The organism is Francisella sp. SYW-9 (genome assembly GCF_008711465.1).
Classification (GTDB): Bacteria; Pseudomonadota; Gammaproteobacteria; order Francisellales; family Francisellaceae; genus Francisella.
Genome location: NZ_VXKQ01000012.1, coordinates 66,018 through 89,557, shown reverse-complemented (window position 1 = coordinate 89,557; position 23,540 = coordinate 66,018). Strand labels below are relative to the sequence as shown.

Below are 23,540 nucleotides of genomic sequence, written 5' to 3'. Positions count from 1 at the left end.
ATGAAGCTCTTTAGTCAGAGACATAAAGAAGAGAATAACTTATATCCTGAAATTTATCAGTATGATGGTGTGCCTTCAGAGGTTAGAATTTTAGTTGAAAATACGCTTTTTATTTTATTTCCACTTCCTATAGAAAGATTGTTTGGCTATGTTAACTCTAGTCCTCAAGAGCAGAATATCCAACATTTAATGCAACAGTTGGTATACCAGTTTTTAGAAAACCATCCTACTAGAGCAATAAAGGATATTCATGATTATTTCGTTTTTTTTGAAGATAAAATAAAACATGGAGATCTTATAGAGTTTCTTGATGTTTACGAGTTACTAGTCAAGGGCATTAAAATCATGAATGAAAATATATTTGAGAATGGTATTCCGAGGTTTGGATTTAGTTCAAAAATAGAAATATCTGAAAAATTATGTTTTCTAAATAAAAAATTTCTTGAGTATGCATTTGGGTATGAGTTTAACCTAGATTGTGGACATATTATAAGAGTGGATAATAAGCTGACACACCAAGAAATTGTCAAACCTTGTTTACATCTACTTACGGATAAAAGATTCTTGTCAGCAAATGATGAATATCTAAAAGCACATGAAGCATATAAAAAAGGTAATTCAAAAGAAGTGTTTATTAATTGTAGTAGTTCTATAGAGTCAATAATGAAGATAATTATAGAGCTTAATAACTGGGAAATGCCAAAATCTTCAACATCAAGCTTGTTAATTGACACATTAATCAAAAATAATTTTTTAAAGCCATATTATTCGAATATACTCAATAACCTTAAAGAGGTTGTATCTATAACATCTAAGGTTAGGAATAAAGAAGGTGGGCATGGTGCAGGTACTGAAGAGCTTTGTAATGATATGTCTCTTATGACATATGTTATAAACATTACAGCATCAACGATACTCTTTCTGATGGAGCATCAAAAGGAGCTTGAGTTATCTAAATCGTAATTCCTCTTCATTTATATTGTGCTAAAATACTAATAGAGTATTTTAAATCATAGGTTTTGAACTACTCATTTTTTACTGAAGATATTGAAGTTAACCCTGAAGAGGAAATTGTTGAGTATGTATCGGTAAAGATTATCGATTTAATAACGACAGTCATTTCCATCAAGATGTGAATCTCTTAAATGGTTGAGAGATCCCCGTGTCAAGCACGAGGATGACAATGTTTCTTGATACAAAAACCCTCTTCATTAACAACGAAGGGGAATTCTTATGATTAGAATCAAAAATGATAACTTATTAGTAGAGATTAGTGAATTAGGTGCAGAAGTCAGAGCTGTTGTAAATATTGAGACAGATCATCAATATATGTGGTCTGGCGACGGACGAGTGTGGGCTGGAGTTTCACCGGTACTATTTCCAGTAGTTGGTAAGTCTCATGATAATAAGATCAAATACCAAGGTAAAGAATATCTTATGGGTAATCATGGTCTTGCTCGCCATACTGTATTTGATATTGTTTCACATGATGAGAATGCTGTTGTTTTGGCAATGGAGACTACCAAAGAAGATTATCCATTTAGACTAAGATTTGAAGTTACATATACTCTTGAGAGCAATAAACTTATTACTGAGTATAATATTGTAAACCTAGATGAAAGTGTTGCATCTTGTGGCTTTGGGGCTCATCCAGCGTTTGCTTGTCCTTTTGATGGTAAGCATAAGTTTAGTGATTATGAAATAACATTCTCAGAACAGAAACTAGATTTTCATACTATTACACCAGAGGCCTTTTATACTGGAGAAACTAAGCATTTAAAACTATCGAAGGTTGAGTTAGATAATCATACATTTGATAATGATGCATTAGTATATAGTGGTTTCACAGATAAAAAAGTTCGATTAGCTGAGAAAAACTCAGATAGATATGTTGAAGTGCTGTTTGATGGTTTTGAATATCTTGGCTTATGGTCAAAGCCAAAAGCTAATGCTCCATATGTATGTATCGAGCCGTGGTGTGGTAGAAGTGATACATTGGGTATGGATCTTGATATTGAGTATCGTATAGGCAATGTTGATATAGAACCTCAGCAAAACTTTTCTCGTTCATATACAATAGAGTTTGGATATTAATCTTTATAAAAAGCGAAACAAAATCTAAAAAGGAGATAGTGTGTTAGCTAATACTATAGGAGTTGGTGGAGATGTCCTTGTGATTATCGCCTTCTTCTTACTGCAAATAAATCGACTTAAATCTAATGATTTAAGTTACTTACTTCTAAATATATTCGGATCATTTGGAGTTTTATTTTCATTAATTTATCACTGGAATTTACCAGCTTTTATTATAGAAGGCGCTTGGGTGATGATTAGTGGTTATGGAATATATAATTACTTTAGAGATAATAGTACTGAATCTTCAGTTTAGCTATCTTTATGAGTAATACTTTGAAGAGTTTCTATATAGCTAGCGTTTAAGGCAAAATTGTTATACTCAGGGTTTTTAACAGGGATAAGCGAGTAGATAGACATTTCTTTTTTTACAGCACCTATATTTTCACAGTCTATCTCATTAGTGAGAATTTTGATCTTTTTATCATTAAGAGGCGTAATTGTTTCAAATATCATATTTAAACAGTTTTTATATTTATGCTTATTGATTTCGATATTAGGAACTTCTTTATGAACAATTAACCTCTCTCTAACATAACCAAACCTTTCTGAATGTTGCATATTTACTTCACGATTAAGTTGTAATTTTTCAGGAAGCAATATACTACTATCTTTATAAAAATTATCGGTTATGCGAACAGCTCCTTTAAAGAAAAAAGAACCTTTATCAATTGTATAGTGCATACTATATTTATTAATCATCTTGCCTGAAGAGTCAAAAATCTTTGTAGTGTATGAGCATTTTGATTTATCTGCATTACAGCTATCTACTGTTATATCTATAGAGATACTTTGCTTGGTTTTTAGTTCTACTCTTTTATAGTGATATGTTGTTCCAACATCCGTTGAAATATAATTACTTCCTTTGAAGATAGGACCGTTATATGTTGAGCAACTTGCTAGCAAAAAAATTATTATAATTAATGCTAATAAGTTTCTCATAGGCGTTAGTTTATGGTTTTTCCATCGACACTAGTATGCTCTTATAAACTATAGGTTTCTCTGAACCATCGGTTTCTTTGAAGTTTTCTTTTACTAAGCCAACCCCTTTACAATAAATCTCTTGGCTTAGTGTTTTGACAGGCTTGTCACCTATAGTCATATCTGATTTAGCCTCAAGCTCAATACAGTTTTTATATTTATTACCACTTATAGTGATTTCGGGAATTTGTTTTGTAAACTCATAAGAATTGGTAAGCTTCCCACCTTTATTTGAAGTATTTTCTTTTCTAACTTTATTAAACTCAATCCTTGCTGGGAGTAATAAGGTTTCTTTGTCTGAGTTTGGATATCTGATATAAACAGCGCCGTTTCTTATATCGTACGCATATATAGATTCTGAGCCGTCTATTTTTTCTTTCACAGGATCTTTTATTCTGCTGACATAGTTACATAGAGAGCTTTCATCATTGCAATTTTTTATTTTAGTTCTGATTGAAAAGTTATCATGGTCATTAGCCTCGACTCTTTGGTAAGTATAAATCGTACCAGCTTGAGTTGAAATATAGTCACTTCCTTTAAAGTCAGAGCTATAACCAAGTGTTACAATACCAATAAGAGCTGTAAAAATAAGTATATGCTTTTTCATATAAGTTGTTTCTTAATTTATCTACGTTTGACTTTATCATATTTGAGATAGAATCGGTATTTATAACTAAATAATTGATCAGAAATATTTACTTAATAAGTTAAATTTATAAGAAAAATTAAGTTGTGTTTAAATATTGAGGCAAGCTTTTGTGAATATGATAAATAGGTTGACAATAGGACTCTATTTGAGAGAATTAAATGTATATTTAACGTTGGTTTAGATAGTTTATCAAAATTTTAGCCGTATGCTTATGCCTTAGTTATTTTTGTCTAGGGTGTTTAAGCATGTGCTTGCTTATGATTTATCAAATAGGGATAGTGTAATGATAAAAAGGTATGATGTAGCAGAAATTTCAAAAATATGGGCAGATGAGAATAAATATCGTAAGATGCTTGAAGTTGAGCTAGCTATTTTAGAAGCTTTAGAAGATAAGATGGTTCCGAAGGGAACGGCTGCAGAGATTCGTTCAAAAGCAGAGATCAAACCAGATAGAGTTGACGAGATAGAAAAAGTTACAAAACATGATATCATCGCTTTTTGTACCTCAATAGCAGAACAATTTACTGCTGAAACCGGCAAATTTTTCCATTTTGGTGTGACATCATCAGATATTATTGATTCAGCTCTAAGTCTGCAGATACGCGAGTCTTTAGAGTTTGTAGTTAAAGATCTAGAGGCTTTATGTAATTCATTATTAGCAAAAGCACAAGAAACAAAAGAGATCATTACTATGGGAAGAAGCCATGGTATGTTTGCTGAGCCGATGAGCTTTGGGCAAAAGTTTTTAGGTGCATATGTTGAATTTAAACGTAGATTAAAAGATCTTAAAGAGTTCCAAAAAGATGGATTAACTGTACAGTTTTCAGGAGCTGTTGGTAACTACTGTATACTAACAACAGAAGATGAGAAGAAAGCAGCAGATATTTTAGGCTTGCCAGTAGAAGAAGTTTCTACTCAGGTTATCCCAAGAGATAGAATTGCTAAATTAATCTCTATCCATGGACTTATAGCTTCAGCTATTGAGAGATTGGCAGTTGAAATTAGACACCTGCATAGAAGTGATGTTTTTGAAGTGTATGAAGGCTTCTCTAAGGGGCAAAAAGGCTCTTCAACTATGCCACATAAGAAAAACCCAATTTCTACAGAGAACCTAACAGGTATGGCAAGAATGCTTAGATCACATGTATCTATAGCGTTAGAGAACTGTATACTATGGCATGAAAGAGATATTTCACATTCATCAGCAGAGCGTTTTTATCTTCCAGATAATTTCGGCATAATGGTTTATGCATTACGTAGAATGAAAAATACTATTGATAACTTAGTGGTTCAAAAAGATATTATCGAAGATAGAGTTAGAAGCACTAGTGCTTATCTATCAAGTTTCTACTTGCATTTCTTAGTAGCAAATACTCCATTTATGCGCGAAGATTGTTATAAGATTGTTCAACAAGTAGCCTTTGACCTTAAGTCAGGAGAGTCTTTCTCTAAAAACTTACAAAAAGTTATGCAAGATGAGCACAATATTATTCTTGATATTCCTGAGATGGATTTTGAAGGTATAAAGAAAACTTACTTAAAAGAAATAGATAATGTTTTTGAAAGAAGTGTAAAATAAGTTTTTTTAATAAAGAGATTGGTCACTTATGTTTTTTATGATGTTCCCTTGTATGCTCTTTATGATCATGTTGCTTTACTTTATGGTGCTTATGGCTTGATGGATCACTGTGGGTTTGTACCGAATGTTTATTGTGATTAGGATCTCCGCCATGTTGTGTATGAGGATGTGATTTTTGATGATCTCTATGATCTAAATGATCTTTGTTATGTTTGTGATCTTTATTATCATATTTATTATCCATTGTATTCGATGTGGATACTTTAGTTTTTTGCATTTTTTCTGACATAATATTCAACCTTTAATTTGATTAGTGTCAAATTAATACTAGCAAATAGTGATATTGTATGGAAGAATTTGGAGTATATTTGACAATTATTCTTAACAAAAATTAATTTTTCAAAGTAGATTTTATTATAATATAGACTATACTAAAGAAGTATAATTCATGATTAGCTTTTAGTATGTTATATAAGCAAATAAAAACTGTACTAAAGATACCAAGACATACTGTATATACTCTCGTTATATATAGCTTATTGTTGGGTTTTTTATCTCTTACAATCCCTGTATCAGTACAGACTTTGGTTAACTTAGTTGGGGTTAGTCTATCTATTCGACCTGTTATATCTCTTATCACTATATTATTTATACTTCTTACAGCAGCGTTTTTTGTGAGGATTTTTCAATTAAAACTGGTCGAGGACATTCAGCGTAAGGTTTTTGTCGAGACTGTTTTAAGGATCGTTTCAGCTATTCATAAGGTTGATTTTGATAAGCTTAAAAGGATAAATATTCGCGAAAAAATTAATAGGACTTTTGAGTTAAAATTTTTGCAAAAATCGGTAGCTGTGATTTTTATTATTTTGCTTGATATTTTCTTACAGACTTTATTCTGCGTAATTATTCTAGCGTTTTATCATCCGCTATTTTTGGTATTTGATATTTTACTTGTTACATGTATTGTACTGACTATATTCATTCCACTAAGAGCTGGCTATGAAGCTGGGCTTAAGGAATCTAACGCAGTATATGATGTTGTATATTGGTTTGAGGAGAAAACAGCAGAGTTTCTATCATTTCGTCAGCTTCCTGAAGAGAGTTCTGTAAACAAAGTTGATACAAAGTTATGTAACTATTTAGATAGTAGAAAAGACTTCTTCAGTGTTGTCTTTAGACAACATGTTTATATTGGGCTAACTTATATTTTTATTAATATTTTACTTTTAGGTATTGGAAGTTATTTGATAATAAATGGCCAGCTTTCTATAGGTCAATTGATTGCTGCAGAGTTATTGGTAAATATAGTTTTATTAGGATTATTGAAATTTAGCCAATATTTATATGACTGTTATGGCTTTTTAGTAGCGACTAGAAAAATATTGGATCTTCTAGAGATATCAGATCAACAAGAAATTACATCTGAACATAATAGCGCGGAGCTTACTGAGAAAGTTGATTTTTTAGAAATTAATTTAGGAAATTCTCAGGAATACTTGTTTGATTTTAATAAAAGTCATTTTAATAAGCTTTCTCTATCTACTCAAGCAGCTCAAACACTTTTAGGTTCATTTTTTGGTGACACATTGGATAAAACAGTTAAGATTAATGGAGTTTGCATTAGAAACTATAGGAAAGATCATATTAGTGATAATATCCATATTGCAAGTGGTATAGAGGTGGTTGCTGGTACAGTGCTAGACAACTTATGTGATGACTTCTCTCAAGAAAAGTTAAAATATCTAAATCAGTTATTAGAAATGTTCGACATCCGCTTTTTGGAGGAAAAATTTGAGAAGCGTATAGACTCTCAAACAATTAAATATAATGTCGTTTTTGATAGTGAAGTTGTTCTTAAAATGAATATCATAAGAGCTATTTTAAAAGATCCAAAGCTTCTAGTATTAATTGACACTTATGGATTAGCTAGTAAAGATAATGACTTTACAATTACACGAATTTTAGAGAAGTTGGATATACCAACATTAATAATATCTATTGATTAAAGAGGGTAACTATTTCTATGCAGCTAAAGTCGTACTCAATGCTAAAAAAGGATCCTAGTTTTAAGAAGATAATTTTTTTAGTGTTATTAAGTATTATCGTTGTTGGAATTGTTTTAGGAATGATTCCGTGGCAACAAACAGTCGATGGCTATGGAGATGTTACTACCTTATCACCATCGGAAAGACAACAAAATATTTCTGCACCTATTGGAGGGAGACTAGGCAAATGGTATGTCTTTGAAGGCGATAGAGTTAAAAAAGGTGATCCTATAGTTGAGGTTCTAGATTTAGATCCAGAGGTTGTATCTAGACTCGAAGATGAAAAGGCAGCTATAGAGCTAGGTATAAAATCTATAAAACTAGCTATCAAAAATACTAAGAGAAATATCGAAAGACATAAGTATCTTGTGACAAAAGGAGCAAGTACCCAAAGAGTTTATGAACAAGCTCAGATGGAAATGGTTAACTATACTAAAGATCTAGCTAAAGCAAATGTTGATTTAGCTAAAGTGAAAGTTCAGATAGCACGTCAGCAGAGCCGTCTGGTAAGAGCTCCAGCTAATGGTGTTATTGTTGATCGTATCCATGGAATTGGCGGTGTTATAGTTAAAGCTACTGATGTTTTAGCAACGATTGTACCTGATAGTAAGTCTCGAATAACTGAACTATGGTTAAACAGTATGGATATTCCTCTTGTCAGTATTGGAGATAAGGTAATGCTTCAATTTGAGGGTTGGCCTGCGATACAGTTTAGTGGGTGGCCTCAAGTTGCGATTGGAACATTTGAAGGAGAAATTATATTTATTTCGCCACAGAATAATGCTCGTGGGCAGTTCAAGATTTTTGTAAAACAAAGTGGTAGCCGTGACTGGCCATCTCCAGAGGTACTTAGATTGGGAACTAAAGTTCATGGCTGGGTGTTGTTAAATGATGTCAGCTTAGGTTATGAGTTATGGCGTAGATATAATGGTTTCCCTATAAATCTAAATAGTAGTGAACTTCATATTGGAGTCGATAAAAACAAGACTGTTAAGAAACCTACAACTATTAAAGAGCAAGTAAATAGCCAACCATCAAATATAAAATAACTTTAGTATGTCTTTCTTTATTTTTATGAGTATCTTATAATTTTAAAGGTATTTTTAGATAATTTATTTAGGTGTTTTAAATGGAGAAGAAATTAGTAAAGCATATTGCTAAGCTATCTAGCTTTGATTTGACTGATATTCAGTTAGAGCAATATACACAAGATCTTACAAATATCTGTGAGATTTTAGATACAGTTAAAGATTTTGATGCCCAAGGTGTACAACCTATGGTTTCGCCTATTAGTATGGATTTTAAATTTCGAGAAGATATTCCTCAAGATCAGGACAATAGAGCAAGTTTTGATAAATTTGCATGTGAAGTTGTTGATGATTATTTTATGGTGCCACAGGTTGTTAAATAGGTTTAGTTATGTCATATATTAAAAAATTAAGAGCTCGCCTAGATAGAGGTGAGATAACTTCTGTTGATTTAGCTAATCAGTATCTAGCTAAGATAAAAGATCAGGATAAGCAGATAAACTCTGTGATTACTTTATGTGAAGAGCAAGCTATAAAAGAAGCGCAAGAGGCTGATCGTGTTATAGCTACAGGTAAGCAGGGACTATTAACAGGTATTCCTATTTTACATAAAGATCTTTTTTGTACTAAAGATATAAAAACTACAGCAGCATCAAAAATGCTAGATAACTTTGTCGCTCCATATGATTCTACAGTAACTAAAAATTGTAAAGATCAAGGTATGGTAACTTTGGGTAAACTTAATATGGATGAGTTTGCTATGGGATCTACTAATGAGCATAGTTACTATGGTGCTGTGAGTAATCCTTGGGATTTAGAAAGAGTGCCGGGTGGTTCATCAGGTGGTTCTGCTGCTGCTGTTGCTGCAGGGTTTGCACCAGTTAGTACAGGTTCTGATACAGGTGGCTCTGTTAGACAGCCAGCTAGTTTTTGTGGTTTGACAGCAATGAAGCCAACATATGGTAGTACATCTAGATTTGGTATGATAGCTTTTGCATCATCTTTTGATCAGGCTGGGATATTTGGTCACTATGCTGAAGATGTAGCTATTATGTTAGATACTATTGCTGGAGAGTGTGAATTTGATTCTACTTGTGTTGGAGTAGAAGAGAATCTTTTTACTAAAGATTTAGAAAAAGAGATTGCAGGTAAGGTGATAGGTATAGATGAGAGCTTAATTAAAGATTTACCTACACAAGTTCAAGAAGCAGTACAAAAAACTCTAGAGACTCTTAAAGAGTTAGGCGCAGAGATTAAATCTGTAAAAGTACCAGATTTAAAAGAAGCTTTATCGACTTATTATATTATTACTCCAGCTGAAGCTGCGGCTAATTTAGCTAGATACGATGGTGTTAGATATGGTTATCGTAACCCTGACGCTAAGAATTTAGATGAGCTATATAGAAAATCACGTACAGATGGCTTTGGAGATGAGGTTAAACGTAGAATTATGATCGGGAATTATGTACTAGCTTCTAGTCAGTATGATTCATATTACAACAAGGCTCAGCAGTTGCGTAGAATGATGACAGATCAAATTAACGAGATATTTACTGAAGTTGATGCTATATTTATGCCAGCATCACCAAGCGAAGCTTTCAAAAAAGGTGATAAGCTTGACCCTGTTTCAGCATATCTGTCAGATATTTATACAATTACGGCAAATATTTCAGGCTTGCCAGCTATATCGTTCCCAATTGGCTTTGCAAATGGTTTACCTGTAGGTGGACAGCTTATGGCAAGAGCTTTTAATGATAATGTTTTAACGCAGATTGTAACACAGTATCAAAAGCATAATAGTGTAGAAGAGTTTATTTTAGAGCAAGCGAGGATTTAATAGTGAATTGGCAAATGGTAATAGGACTAGAGGTTCACATTCAGTTAAGTACTAAATCTAAGCTGTTTTCAACTTCTGCGACAAAGTATGGACAACATCAAAATACACAAGCAGCATTTTTAGATTTAGGTTTACCAGGGACTCTACCTGTAGTAAATAAAGAAGTTATTCGTAAAGCAACGATGTTTGGTTTAGCTGTTGATGCAAAGATTTCAAAAGATAGTTTCTTTGCTCGTAAGAATTATTTTTATCCAGACTTACCTAAAGGGTATCAAATAAGTCAATCAATAAATCCTATAGTACAAGAGGGTAGACTAGATATCGAGACTTCAAAAGGACAGAAAACAATCCGTATAGAAAGGGCTCATTTAGAAGAAGATGCTGGTAAGTCTGTTCATGGTTATGTTGCTGGAGAGACAGGTTTAGACTACAATCGCGCTGGGACTCCGCTTTTAGAGATTGTGACATATCCAGATTTTAGGTCAGCTGAAGAAGTTGTTGTATATCTGAAAAAGTTACATCAACTAGTTAAGCATCTAGGAATTTGTGATGGTAATATGCAAGAAGGCTCATTTAGGTGTGATGTAAATCTATCTATTAAGCCAGAAGGGCAAGTAGAGTTTGGTACACGTGCAGAGCTAAAAAATATTAACTCGTTTAGATTTATTGATAAAGCCATTGAGTATGAGTATGCTCGTCAAGTAGCTGTATTAGAATCAGGAGGAGAGGTTGTTCAAGAAACCCGCCTTTATGATGCTGATGCGAATGAAACTCGTTCAATGCGTGCAAAAGAAGATGCTTTTGATTATCGTTATTTCCCAGATCCAGATCTTTTGCCTTTGATAATCACAGATGAATATATTGAAGATATCAAAAAGCAGATGCCTCTTAAACCAGAAGAGCGAGAGGCTGTATATTGCGAACATTTAGTGGAGCAGGAAGTAGAGTTCTTGCTGTCAAATCTTGAGATTGCTGATTATTATGATAAAGTTGCATTAGTAATAGGTCATAAACCCGCATATAATTGGGTTACGGTTGATTTAATATCAACATTAAATAGAGCTGAAAAAGAGTTCTCTGTGGATGTTGTTCCAGCTGAAATTTTATTAGATATTATTAGCAATGTGCAAAAGGATGTAATATCTCAGGCAAATGGTAAAAAAATTATAGCTGAGTATATTAAGTCAGCAGATTCAGTTGAAAGTATTATTGAAAAACTAGGCTTAAAGCAGGTTTCTGATGAGTCAGCTATACGTGAGTTAGTCCAAAGTATAATAGCAGCAAACCCTCAACAAGCAGCAGACTTTAAAGCAGGAAAAACTAAGTTGATGGGCTTCTTTGTAGGACAAACAATGAAAGCAAGTAAAGGTAAGGCAAATCCTAAACAAGTTAACCAGATAGTTCAGCAAGAACTAAATAAATAGGAAAAGTATTATGAGAAATACAAATAAATTTTATTATGATCTTATGAAGTTAAATGTTTTAAGTAGTAGTTATGTCGATGATGCTTATAAAACTGCTTGGGAAGGTAATGTTTATCCATTTTTCCATGATAGTAAGTATGAATTTCATTATGAAACAGCTAAATATTTTGATAGAGCTGATGAGAAAACTATGGATAAGCTTTGCTCATTACTTGATGATTATATTGATGAGAAGTCAGACTTTACTGATTTTGAGAAGAAAGTAGAAAAAATCGTTGGTAAAGGTAATGTATTTTATGTTCTAAACTATATCTTTAAAGCTGGTCAGTATAAGAGACTTTTAGCAAATATTCAGTTAAATAAGCTACATTTTAGTCAGCATTTTATTGATCGTTTTGAAGCGCATGGCTATTGGGTTTAATATCTTAAATTTTTTCTAAGAACTTATACATATATAGAAAGATCTAGAGTCAATGTATTCATGTGTTTTTCATTATATAGCTCTTGATACGAGTATTCTAAACCGACTAATACATTGTTATCGAAATAAGCTCTTTGGGAAGAAAGTAGCAATTGTTTTTGTACCCCCACAGAAGATTTTCCAAGAGAGAGGGGAGATGCTGTCAAGGGCATAGGTATATTTGCAGCGTTATATGTTTGGCCATATGATATGCCAAAGTTGGTATTTCTACCTCTTAATGCTAAAGAATAGTTTGCAGCTGTATACCATCCTCCAGCTAAAACATCTTCATTTATATTATTGAAATCATTTCTATTTGTTGTACTTGCCCAACCAGCGCCAATATTCAAAAAGCCATCGTATATAGTATAAGTTAAGTTACCGTTTATATTAAAGCTTCCTATTTTATCGTTAGGACTATCTTTGCTTGCTAAAAATTGACTTATAGAAGCATTACCAGCCCCAGCTATATCGTAGACATATCCAGTATTTAAGCCAATTGCTAATTTTTCAGTCCAGCTCTCAGCATAGAATATTCCTGTTGAAAAGTTTGGCTGATTATTATTAGATCCAAAAACAGCGATATTTGCATTTAATATATCATCTTTATAATTAAGGGATATATTTGTTGTTCTTCCAGGTGCTAGAAACCCTGTTATTCCTCCAGTCCATGGCCCACCGCCACCAAATGCTCCAACAGAAAGTTTACTTCTTCCAGCAGTTAAAAAGAATGGTGATGTATCTAGGTTTCCAAATATAACAAAGGCATTTCCTAGACCGAAGTTATTTAGTTCGCTAGTACTAATATCAAATTGTGCTGTAACATAGTGTCCGATATTAGATAAAAAATATAAGGTAGATGATGTTAGGAATATATTTTGTCCATGATTTGCTAAAGTAGTATTGTTATTTGATATTCCACTACTACCAAACCATGTTTGGGCATCAACTTCAATCTTTCCACCGAAAAATATAGAATAGCTATCAAATTTATTTCGTTGACCGATTACTGTAGATGCAAATAAACTACCAGATATCATACCGATTGGTATACTGTTGTTACCTGAGTAGGCTCCAAGAAAGGTTACTTGTCCTCTAGTTGTAATTGCTGGAGCATCTCCTACATTGATTGCACCATTATGATCAAAGACATTTCCTATAGATTTATTTCTTAAATCAATAATTGAGTTATTACTATCAATACTTGTAGTAATTTCATAAGAGTCTTTATCGTCAATACTAGAGTAGAAGTCTGTTTCTCTAATTTTCGAGTTATACGTAGAGAAGGTTGTTTGATTTTGTTGTAAGCTTTGTATTTCAGATTTTAAGTTTTGTATTTCTAACTCTAGTTCTAATGCTTGCTCTAATGTGTTTAGTGCTTGACTTTTTGTTTTTGAAAAACTTATCTCAATAGTAAGAATAAAGATAAATAACATGTATATTATAGGAAGAATATTTATATGTATTGGCATAGCATTATAAATAAGTCATAGAATAAAACTGATAAACAAATACTATATTAAATAATAATGATAATCAATATCATTTAAGAGTAAATAATTATATCCCCTATTTTTATATAGCTATGTTGTGCGGTAATTTTCTTAGAAGGAAAAATGCAATTAAGAAACCTGGTATCGAAATAGTTCCTCCTAAGATAAAAAGCATTGAATATCCAATATTTACGGCTAAGAATCCACTAATAGACATACCTGAAATATATATTAGAAGCTCTGCACATACTAGTATGGTAAAATCAGTACCTGCTTGACTTTTTGAACTAAACTTCATAAAGATAGTATATAAAACAACCATCTCCATAAGACGTGAAGCCATATTTAATAAGATGATACTGAAAATTACTGTTTGATTACTTATGCTATATAAACTAATAACTCCTAGAGAAAAGTAACAAAATCCTCTTATGACAGCAAGTAATGTTAAAAGGGCGGTTTCTTTGAAAAATTTAAAGAGATAGCTTATTATTGCAGCTCCAGAAATTCCAATAATAGCACTTCCTATCCCCATTACGACTCCTATTGTACTTAAAGGGATATGAGAGTCTACTAGGAATGATGATTGCATACCCATTACTAATCCTTCACAAGCACGATAACATAAGCAGATGATTAGCAGCATTTTAGTTTCTTTTCTTTTAAAGAATGATTTCACTGATGGGATAGTATGCAGAAAACTATTATATTCATCTTCCTTTATAAATAACATATATAAGCAAATACAGATACTTATTATAGCCATGTATAAGGTAATATTATGCCAACCGAGTATTTTATATAGAGCAATTAACGATGCTCCACCTATCATGCTGCCTAAGGTAGTACCAATTATTCTAGAGAAATTACACCACTGTAGATTTTTAGTTTTTATTTGTTCAATTGAAAAACCATCAACGGCAATATCTTGAGTTGCTGCAATACCAGAGAGTAAGAAAGCTAATAGGAAAATATAGTTAGTATATTCTTTTGGGTTATAAATTGAGAATATTAAGAATAATAATACAGTAATAAACTGCATTACTAAAAACCAGCTTCTTCTTCGTCCAATCTTCTTGATATGTTTTTTATCAACAAATGGTGCCCATAAAAACTTTATAACCCAAGGGATCAATAAGATACCAAAAAGTCCAATCCTCTCTAGAGAGACTCCTTCTGATCGCAGGATAGTCGGTAACCCATAAGTACAAAAGTATAGTGAGATAGCTTGAGCTAGATATAGTATAGTTATATCAATATTTCTTTTTTTCATATTAGATTATTTTTCATTAATATTTGTTGGGCTTGTTTCGATGCATCATTAAAGTTATCAGCTACAATACAGCGAAAAGGCATTCCTTTGTGCATAGCTGGATTATTAATTTTTTCAATCATAATAGGGTCTTGTGTGATCCTAATCATCCCAAGACACCATTTTGAAAGTTTAGGCTTTGACTTTTTAAACCACTTAGCTTGTTTTACTCTAGCATTATGTTCAAACTGATATTTTTCTGAGAAAGAACTTATGATTAAAAATTTTTGCTGTTTTTCTAATATTTCATCACAAAAATTAAGCCAATTTAAAACATCATCATAGTTTGAATAGCTTCCAAAATGCATATTAACTATTGGCCATTTTGACATGTTACATTCAATCATGAATAAGTTTCCTCAATAAAAGTATCTTTAGAGCAACTAAATACATATGCTTGCTTCTCAGGAAGTGTTATTTTACCTTGATTTGAATAACCTATTTTTGGAGCTATCTTTTGAAAAGGTGTAACTCTAACATCAGGCTCAAAAATAACATTATTAGCATTAAGATCTAAAAAGCAATATTGACTAAGAGCTCTGACAAGAAGTTTAGAGTAGCCTTTACCGATAGCATTTTCAGGACCTATTAGGAGGTGCCAACCATAATCATTTTCTTTAGGCGTAAGATAGTTGGCAATACGATCTCCTTTAACTTTATAAATTTCAGCATATGCTATTTCATTTTGATCTACAGATAGTATAAATAAACTTTGGTTAGGTCTAGATAGCATGTTACAGAAGTGTTTTTTTAGTTCTGATTTTGAATTATTTAAGCCCCAAAATTTAGCAACGTGAGGTTTATTCATCCATGAATGAATAGTTTCTAAATCTTTTTCTAAACAAAAAGCTCTTAGAGATACTCTGCCATGAGTAAAGATGTTATGGTTTATGTTTTTGAAGTTTTTAGCAAGAAATAAAGGGTTATCAAGCTGACCTGTTGAGATAACTTTGGGTCTTTCATTATAGTCGTTATATCCTACCTCAAATATTCTTAATCTATTTAAACAAAGTTTTTCAAATGTTGGTTTATATAGATCAAAGCGTTTAAAGCGAGAATTTAGTTCGGGGTGATTAGTCTGATAACGTTGTATGCACTCATGTAATTTTTGGTAAAAGTGTAGTTCTGGATAATTTAACTTATCAGCAAGAATTGATGAGATATATCTATAGTGTACGACAAATAGCCCAGTATGAATGAATTGTAATAAATAATCATCTGTAACTTGAGGGATAGCATTTTTTACCTGCTGTGGTAATGATACTAGCTCATTGACAGGGTTTTGACAAATATTGATATCATCAACAAAATCTTTCATCGCTAAACCAACTGGGAGATTATCTTTAATTATTAATATACTATTCTCCCCATGTGGTGAGAAAACCATGCCATATTTATATAAGAAATGCAGTAGGGGAGGTACAGTGTTTTCAAAGAATATTGTTAACCACGGATCTATATCTAGAGAAGATTCTCTTATCATTTCACAAATAACACTTTTTTCATCACGATCTATGTGGGTTAGAGCTGCCATAGTTATAGCTTTCTCATTCTCTTGTAATCTACTTTGAATACTTTCTCTCCAGATCGCTCCTAATTGCTCTGTGAAGTAGTACGGGACTTTTGATATTTCAGAGTAGTAAGGGTGTTTACAATATGCACTAGCTAATTCTCCTAATAAGATAAAGTTACGATCAGACAAAAACTCATCTTTTTTAGTTATGGTTTTTACCCATTCAGTGAGTATGGGTGCATTGATAGTTTGGTCTTTAGGGAGTCCTCTATATACAGCGGTATTTAATATATTTAAGGGAAGCTTTATACTATGTTTTTCAGGGTAAGATATATTAGACATAGTTCTTATCGATTGCATAGCTAGATGCTGGTCTATTGATTTACCAAGAAATATAATATCTTTATCAGCAATATATTTAGCAAACTGTTGAGTTAGAGTATTTTTCCATTGCCATGGATGCACTGGTAGAATATAAAAATCATTAGGGTCTTGATCATTCTTTCTGATAGTTCTATGAAAACTTTGTAAAATTTCAGAATTAATCTCTTTATTTGTTATTTGTGAGTAGTTTAAGTTTGATACACATGAGAAAGTCACTAGATCTTTGTGTATAGCTATCCACGATAAATTTATGATTTTTTGCATTTCAGGAGCATAGTTTGCATAGTCAGGTGCATTGAATCCAATACGCCCTTTATTTATTACAAACCACGGATGACCAGTCATTACTCCTTCAATGTATGCATAAGGAAGCTTGTAAATATCTTTAGCAGCAGGACTATCTTTCTCAAGGATAGCCATATCTGCATATATAGTGTTATTAAGCTCTTTTATAAAGTGAGCAAGGGTTGTGGTATCAATTTTTGTAATTGGTAATATATCTAGGATAAGCTTGATAGCATCATTAGCAATTTCGCAGCTGTTATTTTCATATCTTGTCACAGAATTTCTATGGATAACTAAATTTCCATATATTCTTCTAGAGGCTTTGAACTTATAGTACAAAGAAGAGTTTATTTCTAATGTATAAAGCTCTTGATTTATATCTTTTTGAATAGGGTGGAAAATTTCTTCATAACTAAATTCAGATATTATCTTTTCTAATAAACGAGTGCTAGCTATTTTATAATAATTTGTATTATTCATAGAGTTTATCTCCTAATATGTTATGCCACTTCAATGTTTGTTTTGCGTGTTAAATACTTCTTTGGAACTCCAAAAGAGGAGAAAATGCAATTCGCGGGAATCTTATAAACTTCTTTATTAAGAAGTTTATTAGCTATAATAGTGTTTCTATATGCACCCAACCCTAAATCAGGAGCTCCAACACCATGGGTATGCATTTCAGCATTTTGGATGAAGATATTTAAGTTAGTATTTTTAGTTATTAACTTATAGTCTTTTGTTACTTTTAGGCAGCTATTTTCACCGCGGACTATAAGTTTATCTATATTGGTGATAGCTGGGTTAATATTTGTTTTATATCCTGTTGCTGCAATGACTCTATCTGTTTTTACTAAAAAGTCTTTGTCCTGTTGTTTATGATAAAAATAACAATTAAGTTCAGGACTATTATCAGACATTGCTATAAATTCAGCATTAGCAATAAGTTCAGCGGAATCTTTATTTTGTATTGTTTGATCGTAAAGAACATCATAAATATCTGAAATAGTTTGAGCACTTATGCCTTTATATAGTAGGTCTTGTTCTTTTATAAGCTTTGGCTTTTCTCTACTAGAGAGATTATAGAAATAATCAATATAATCAGGTGAGAAGTGCTCTAGCCCAAGCTTAGAGTATTCCATAGGGAAAAAGCCTTTACTTCTTGTTAACCACGTAATTTTTGTTGAATCACTTTTTGATCTCATTAAATCTAAAAATATTTCTCCAGCACTTTGTCCTGAACCGATTATAGTTATATGTGGATCTTTCAAAGCTTGAGTCTTTATATCTAGATACTCACTACTATGATGAACATTTTCTAGGTTAGAAAGTTGGGGTGGAAGTTGAGGTACTGTTCCTAAACCAAGTACTATATTTTTTGTAAAATACTCCTGTTTATTATTTTGCTTATCTTGAACTGTTACAGACCATAGTTCACTACTAGATCCTTCAATTCGTTCTATGTTTGTGACTTCATAACCAAATTTACAAGAGTTACAACTTTGTGCAACCCATAAACAATAGTCATTATATTCTTGTCTAGGAATGAAGAAATCTTCTTTGAAATAGAATTTATAAAGTCGATTTTTTTCTTTTAAATAATTTAGAAATGTGAATCTACTTGTTGGATCAGCCATAGTTACTAAGTCTGCTAAAAATGGTACCTGTAGTGTTGTCCAATCCATCATTAACCCTGGGTGCCAGCAAAATCCCTCTTTTTTATCAAAAAAAATACTATCTATAGGTTTGTCATCTAAAAGAGCTGCTAATCCTAAGTTAAATGGACCAATACCTATTCCAATAACATCATAAATTTTCATATAACCTCCTTAAAGGGATTGTTATTAGTATTAACGTAAATAGATTGACTTGTTAGCGGGGCTTGTAGTTCATCAAGGCCATTTAGCCTTGTACGAAGATTAGCTTTTAATGGTAGTTGATCTAGATCTAGAATCTTCTTTATGAACTTATCACATGTCTGATATTTCTCGGCAAAACTTTCAAGAAATGTAACAGTGATTTTAATTAAATCTCGTTCACTAATATATCCGGTATTAGCTATAGCCTCTATAACAGAGATCAGCTGATTGACAATAAAGTAGTAACAAAAATGATGATCTATAAACTCATTAGATCCTTCACATAAATCACTTATATTTCCAAAGCTAATGTCTTTCAGTTCAAGATGATCTTTTATATAGTAATATCCTTGGCTATCACGATAATAACTCTCAACAGGCAAGCCATGTTCTAGCTTAACTAGTAAATTTTGCTGATGTGCCTCTAGAGCAATCCCATACTTTGAGTAAAGCCATAGAATAGGAGCGATAGCCACTGATAGATATGTTTCAAACCAGTAAATCGCAGCATCATAAGTAGGCATATTATTATGTACACTAAAGTATAGTATCAGTGAGCAAATACGAGTTCTTTCATTAAAAGGGTTAGGTTCAGTTAAGCTAGCAATACAAGCTATATCATCTTGAGGGTTAAAACTTGAGTTACGAATGATGCATATACTTGGGTCAAAAATTTTATTATTAATTTTGATTGCAGAGTAAGCAGGATCTGTAATTAAACTAAAATACGGGAATTCTTTATTTAATATGGGTTTTAGATGGTCATTATATAATTTATGCACAGATAAACTTCTAGCACATTCTTTGGCTAGATTTATTCTTACTGAATTAGTAATCGCAATACTTAATGAAAACTTTAACATGATATTAAGATCTGGGGAATATAAAGTTCTAACTGATGTTGTTGGATAAAACCATGGTCCCATAATGCCAATATCAATTATTTTATTTTCAGCCTTATATTTTTTTATCTCATCTTGTTCTGCTAAATAGTTTGCTTGCCAAGGATGTAATGTAAAAAGTTCATAGTTCTTATCCTGTTTTATGTAAATATTTTCTTTTTCTAAAAAGCTTAAGAAAATATCATTAACGTTTTTATCAAGTAGAGAAGATGTTTCTAAGATTTCCTTATCAACATACATATAGTGAAGCTGTAATTTTCCATTTGTTTCAGGAGAATACTTAATAAATTCTTGTACTGATAGGCCTTTGCGACTTTTAGGGTCGGGTTGTTGTCTGTGACCTCTTATAAGGTTTTGTTCATTTAAAATAAAAGAGCTTTTACAGCCAAAAGCTTTATCAAGCTTGTGTTTTCTCTTTTGTAGTATAGAGGTAATATTAATTGTAGAATCTGATACTCTTTCTATAAGTTCATCAGACCCTTTTAGTTCTTTAATAATTAAAAGCACCGCTTCAAGAGGATCTAGTTTTGATTTTTCCCCTTGTTTGATTAGATAACAAGGTAGCTGCCATGTTGGAGATTTTAAGATTGGAGAAATCTTTACTGAGATTTCAAACCTTGATTTTATAGACTCTAGTTCTATACTAAATTGATATCCATCATCTAGATTCTTAACTAAGGTGTAGTCATCAAACTCTCGATAATAGCAGTTAAGGAAATTTTTTAGAGTGATTTCATTGGCGTATTTAATCATTTTTACTTACCTCTATTTGATTTTTGAGTAAATTACCATGCAGCTTTATTTGAGTAAGACAATCATTAATTAAACTTTGTGTGATCATGGGATTTACTAGAGTAATTTTTAAATAGATGTTTTTATTAACTTTTGTTTGTGCAATAGCAAAGCTACCACTATGAAATATAAGTTTATGAATCTTAATATTAATAGAGTCTAGATCAGATAAATCTAAATCTTTATTAAAATATCTAAATACGATGGTATTGAGACTATTATTGAGGTGTTGGTGTTCTTTAAAAGCTAGTTGTAAGTGTTCGTCATTATTTATTATTTTAATAGCACTCGTGGTTGTTTGGGCTATATGGTTAATCCACTCTGAAAAGAGTTTTGTACCACTAGATTGTAAAGAAATGAGGATTTTAAAAGCATCAAATCTACGTGTAGTTTGAATTGATTTATCTACTAAGTTTATACAATCAAAACCATCATTATCTGGATTAAGATAATCAGCATGATAGCTAAGTAATTTAAAAGATGATTTATCTTTGCAGAAAAAAGCTCCACAGCTAATTGGTTGGAAAAAAAGCTTATGAAAGTCTATTGTCACAGAGTCTGCCAACTCTAATCCATTAAGTCTATGTTTATGCTTATCAGATAGTATTAGAGCACCACCAACAGCAGCATCTGCATGTAACCAGATATTATTTTTATTGGCAATTTTTGCTATTTCTCTAATATTATCAATACAGCCAAAATCAGTGTCACCAACTGTTGTAACTATACATATAGGTATAAAATCCTGAGCTTTAAGTTTAGTTATCTTGGATATTAAGTCTTGTGTATCTAATTGAAGATTATGATCAGTTTTTATTAGTTTAATAGAGTTTTTACCCAAACCTAATATAGATAAAGACTTATGCACAGAGAAGTGTGTTTTTTCTGTGCATAATATTCGAAATTTGTTAGTAATATTTGGTAGCCCTAAGTCAGCTACTTTATGATTTAGAATGTTCTCGCAGTAGTGATCTCGAGCTAGAAGTAGCCCCATTAAGTTTGACTGAGTTCCTCCACTTGTAAATATACCATCTGAAAGAGAGTTATTTTTATAAATTAGAGAGCTTAACCAATTAGTAATATTTTGTTCAATATATGTTGCAATAGGACTTTGATCCCAAGAATCCATTGATTGATTCAGTAGTGATATTAATAGTTCAGCGACTAATGAAGGTATCATTACAGGGCAGTGTAAGTGTGCCATTGATGCTGGCGAATTTATATTTAGAGAGTTTTTAAAAATATTTTTAAATTGGTTTTGTATAACGTTTTCTAGGGTTTGAGGTTGTTCACCTATTTTGAAATTATTAACTATATTTATTAGCTGTTCAGCATTTTCACCGCTAAAAATAGTATCATCCTTTAGGCCTACGGTAATTTTCTCTAAAGCCTCATATATGCTTTGCCTATACAGATTGATACTCTCATCAGAGCTATTTAAAAAATACTTATTAAGATCTAAATTCATAGATTCTCCTTAATAGCGTTTTCTAATATTTCTACTACTTGATTAATTTGCTCCATAGTTATAGTTAGAGGGGGCAGAAACCTAATGGTTCCACCAAAACGTCCACCAAGCTCAACAATTAAGCCTTTATCAAAACAAGACTTTTTGATCTCTAGGGCTTTTTGACCATCTGCTGGTAGACTTCCAATTAGGTCAGGCTGAAATGTAGGATCAACGATTTCCATACCAATCATAAGTCCTTCTCCACGAACATCATCTATGATGCTGTATTTAGCTTTTAGATCGTTTAATTTTTCTAAAAAATATTTACCTTTTTTACTAACTTGTTCTAAAAACTTAGGATTGTTTACTTTATCTAACACAACGCTACCTGCAACCATTGCTAAAACATTACCTCGAAATGTCCCTGTATGTGCTCCTGGCTTCCAAGTATCTAAATAATTTTTATAAAGTATCACGGATATAGGAAGACCTCCTCCGAGTGCCTTTGATAGAACTATTACATCAGGATCAATACCAGCTTTTTCAAAAGCATAGAGATATCCAGTTCTACCTATACCACATTGCACTTCATCAACGATTAGAGGAATATCTAACTCTTTAGTGAGTTCTCTTATGGCTTGTAACCATCTTATAGGGGCAGGGATTGCTCCTGCTTCACCTTGGACTGGTTCTAAGATAATTGCTGCTGGTTTTTTTATACCACTTTCTGGATCTTTTAGTAGACGGGAAATCATTTGTATATTTACATCAATACTTTGTTCACCTTTCAACCCAAAAGGGCAGCGATATGAGTATGGAAAAGGAAGAAAATGTGTATAAGGTGTAAGTCCAACAATATTCTCTTTTGGCTCTAAATTGCCCATTAAAGAAAGTGTGCCTTGAGTCATACCATGATAGGCGCCATGAAAAGCTATAATATTTTCTCTACCAGTTGCGGTTTTACATAGCTTTATAGCAGCTTCAACTGCATCAGCACCACTAGGGCTGCAGAACTGGATTTTTGCTTTTTTATGATAACTCTTTGGTAAGCTAGCTAGTAGCTCTTGCATAAAACTGTGTTTTTCTTCCGTTAGAAGGTCTAAAGTGTGTATTGGGACATCTTTACTTATTGTTGAGATTATAGCATTTGTAATTTCTGGGTGATTATGTCCAAGAGCTATTGTGCCTGCTCCAGCTAGGCAATCAATATATTGTTTTCCTTGTATATCAGTTAAATAAACCCCTTGAGCTTTTTTGATTACAAGGGGATTTTTTCTAGGGTAGCTTCTAGCATTTGATTCCCATATCGATTGGTTTTGTAGCATGTTTTGTTGTGAAGGTTGGTTCATTTCTTATTAATGTTTTAATTAATATTGATAATCATTATCATTTAGAATATATTTAAATGCAACCATTA

Annotated in this window: 21 protein-coding genes; 10 read left to right on the top strand and 11 right to left on the bottom strand. The window is 32.1% G+C overall.

The window, feature by feature from the left end; genetic code table 11:
• The 3 genes from F3D62_RS07175 to F3D62_RS07165 all read left to right on the top strand — a co-directional run bounded on the left by F3D62_RS07175 (position 1) and on the right by F3D62_RS07165 (position 2,389).
• Positions 1 to 963 (top strand): STM4504/CBY_0614 family protein, encoded by a 963-nt coding sequence (locus F3D62_RS07175; protein ID WP_411961317.1) that lies wholly within the window; start codon positions 1 to 3, stop codon positions 961 to 963.
• A gap of 270 nt (positions 964 to 1,233) precedes the next feature.
• Positions 1,234 to 2,094, top strand: a complete 861-nt coding sequence (locus tag F3D62_RS07170; protein WP_150467571.1) for an aldose 1-epimerase family protein — start codon at positions 1,234 to 1,236, stop codon at positions 2,092 to 2,094.
• 40 nt (positions 2,095 to 2,134) lie between these two features.
• The gene (locus F3D62_RS07165) at positions 2,135 to 2,389 is read left to right on the top strand and encodes a CBU_0592 family membrane protein (RefSeq protein ID WP_150467570.1); all 255 of its coding nucleotides are present in this window, start codon (positions 2,135 to 2,137) and stop codon (positions 2,387 to 2,389) included.
• On the opposite strand, the gene F3D62_RS07160 is transcribed toward F3D62_RS07165, so the two are convergent.
• Together F3D62_RS07160 and F3D62_RS07155 are read right to left on the bottom strand one after the other, a co-directional pair.
• The gene (locus tag F3D62_RS07160; protein ID WP_150467569.1) at positions 2,386 to 3,075 is read right to left on the bottom strand and encodes a hypothetical protein; all 690 of its coding nucleotides are present in this window, start codon (positions 3,073 to 3,075) and stop codon (positions 2,386 to 2,388) included. The genes F3D62_RS07165 and F3D62_RS07160 overlap by 4 nt on opposite strands.
• Before the next feature lie 10 nt (positions 3,076 to 3,085).
• A complete protein-coding gene (locus tag F3D62_RS07155; RefSeq protein ID WP_150467568.1) occupies positions 3,086 to 3,721 on the bottom strand; it encodes a hypothetical protein in 636 nt (211 codons plus the stop codon).
• Between the two features lie 325 nt (positions 3,722 to 4,046).
• On the opposite strand from F3D62_RS07155, the gene purB reads away from it, so the two are divergent.
• Entirely contained in the window at positions 4,047 to 5,342 is a 1,296-nt protein-coding gene (gene purB / locus F3D62_RS07150) for an adenylosuccinate lyase (protein ID WP_150467567.1), read from the top strand.
• A gap of 22 nt (positions 5,343 to 5,364) precedes the next feature.
• Here purB and F3D62_RS07145 read toward each other — a convergent pair whose 3' ends face one another.
• Positions 5,365 to 5,631 carry a hypothetical protein gene (locus F3D62_RS07145; RefSeq protein ID WP_150467566.1) on the bottom strand — a complete coding sequence of 89 codons (267 nt, stop codon included), beginning with the start codon at positions 5,629 to 5,631 and terminating at the stop codon, positions 5,365 to 5,367.
• Positions 5,632 to 5,806: 175 nt separating this feature from the next.
• Between F3D62_RS07145 and F3D62_RS07140 the strand changes: the two genes are divergently transcribed.
• The 6 genes from F3D62_RS07140 (at position 5,807) to F3D62_RS07115 (ending at position 12,097) form a co-directional block, all read left to right on the top strand.
• Positions 5,807 to 7,348, top strand: coding sequence for an ABC transporter ATP-binding protein (locus F3D62_RS07140; protein WP_150467565.1), 1,542 nt, complete (start codon positions 5,807 to 5,809; stop codon positions 7,346 to 7,348).
• Positions 7,349 to 7,365: 17 nt separating this feature from the next.
• Positions 7,366 to 8,436, top strand: a complete 1,071-nt coding sequence (locus tag F3D62_RS07135) for an HlyD family secretion protein (RefSeq protein ID WP_150467564.1) — start codon at positions 7,366 to 7,368, stop codon at positions 8,434 to 8,436.
• A gap of 80 nt (positions 8,437 to 8,516) precedes the next feature.
• Positions 8,517 to 8,798, top strand: a complete 282-nt coding sequence (gene gatC / locus F3D62_RS07130) for an Asp-tRNA(Asn)/Glu-tRNA(Gln) amidotransferase subunit GatC (protein WP_150467563.1) — start codon at positions 8,517 to 8,519, stop codon at positions 8,796 to 8,798.
• Positions 8,799 to 8,806: 8 nt separating this feature from the next.
• Positions 8,807 to 10,252 carry an Asp-tRNA(Asn)/Glu-tRNA(Gln) amidotransferase subunit GatA gene (gene gatA, locus F3D62_RS07125; protein WP_150467562.1) on the top strand — a complete coding sequence of 482 codons (1,446 nt, stop codon included), beginning with the start codon at positions 8,807 to 8,809 and terminating at the stop codon, positions 10,250 to 10,252.
• Between the two features lie 2 nt (positions 10,253 to 10,254).
• Entirely contained in the window at positions 10,255 to 11,676 is a 1,422-nt protein-coding gene (gatB, locus tag F3D62_RS07120) for an Asp-tRNA(Asn)/Glu-tRNA(Gln) amidotransferase subunit GatB (protein WP_150467561.1), read from the top strand.
• Between the two features lie 10 nt (positions 11,677 to 11,686).
• Positions 11,687 to 12,097, top strand: coding sequence for a hypothetical protein (locus F3D62_RS07115; protein ID WP_150467560.1), 411 nt, complete (start codon positions 11,687 to 11,689; stop codon positions 12,095 to 12,097).
• 23 nt (positions 12,098 to 12,120) lie between these two features.
• Here the strand turns inward: F3D62_RS07115 and fslE are convergent, their stop codons facing one another.
• The 8 genes from fslE to F3D62_RS07075 form a co-directional block, all read right to left on the bottom strand.
• Complete coding sequence (fslE, locus tag F3D62_RS07110) at positions 12,121 to 13,608, bottom strand: rhizoferrin import outer membrane protein FslE (protein WP_150467559.1); 1,488 nt, start codon at positions 13,606 to 13,608, stop codon at positions 12,121 to 12,123.
• 103 nt (positions 13,609 to 13,711) lie between these two features.
• Positions 13,712 to 14,902 carry an MFS transporter gene (locus F3D62_RS07105; RefSeq protein ID WP_150467558.1) on the bottom strand — a complete coding sequence of 397 codons (1,191 nt, stop codon included), beginning with the start codon at positions 14,900 to 14,902 and terminating at the stop codon, positions 13,712 to 13,714.
• Positions 14,899 to 15,288 (bottom strand): hypothetical protein, encoded by a 390-nt coding sequence (locus F3D62_RS07100; protein ID WP_150467557.1) that lies wholly within the window; start codon positions 15,286 to 15,288, stop codon positions 14,899 to 14,901. The genes F3D62_RS07105 and F3D62_RS07100 overlap by 4 nt, the downstream gene beginning before the upstream one ends.
• Positions 15,285 to 17,603: a GNAT family N-acetyltransferase gene (locus F3D62_RS07095; RefSeq protein WP_150467556.1), complete on the bottom strand. Its 2,319-nt coding sequence runs from the start codon at positions 17,601 to 17,603 to the stop codon at positions 15,285 to 15,287. Before F3D62_RS07095 ends, F3D62_RS07100 begins: the two co-directional genes overlap by 4 nt.
• A 20-nt stretch (positions 17,604 to 17,623) precedes the next feature.
• The gene (locus F3D62_RS07090; protein ID WP_150467555.1) at positions 17,624 to 18,940 is read right to left on the bottom strand and encodes a lysine N(6)-hydroxylase/L-ornithine N(5)-oxygenase family protein; all 1,317 of its coding nucleotides are present in this window, start codon (positions 18,938 to 18,940) and stop codon (positions 17,624 to 17,626) included.
• Entirely contained in the window at positions 18,937 to 20,634 is a 1,698-nt protein-coding gene (locus F3D62_RS07085; protein WP_150467554.1) for an IucA/IucC family protein, read from the bottom strand. The genes F3D62_RS07090 and F3D62_RS07085 overlap by 4 nt, the downstream gene beginning before the upstream one ends.
• Positions 20,627 to 22,141, bottom strand: coding sequence for a pyridoxal phosphate-dependent decarboxylase family protein (locus F3D62_RS07080; protein WP_150467553.1), 1,515 nt, complete (start codon positions 22,139 to 22,141; stop codon positions 20,627 to 20,629). Before F3D62_RS07080 ends, F3D62_RS07085 begins: the two co-directional genes overlap by 8 nt.
• Positions 22,138 to 23,472, bottom strand: coding sequence for a diaminobutyrate--2-oxoglutarate transaminase family protein (locus F3D62_RS07075; protein ID WP_150467552.1), 1,335 nt, complete (start codon positions 23,470 to 23,472; stop codon positions 22,138 to 22,140). Before F3D62_RS07075 ends, F3D62_RS07080 begins: the two co-directional genes overlap by 4 nt.
• Between the last annotated feature and the right edge of the window lie 68 nt (positions 23,473 to 23,540).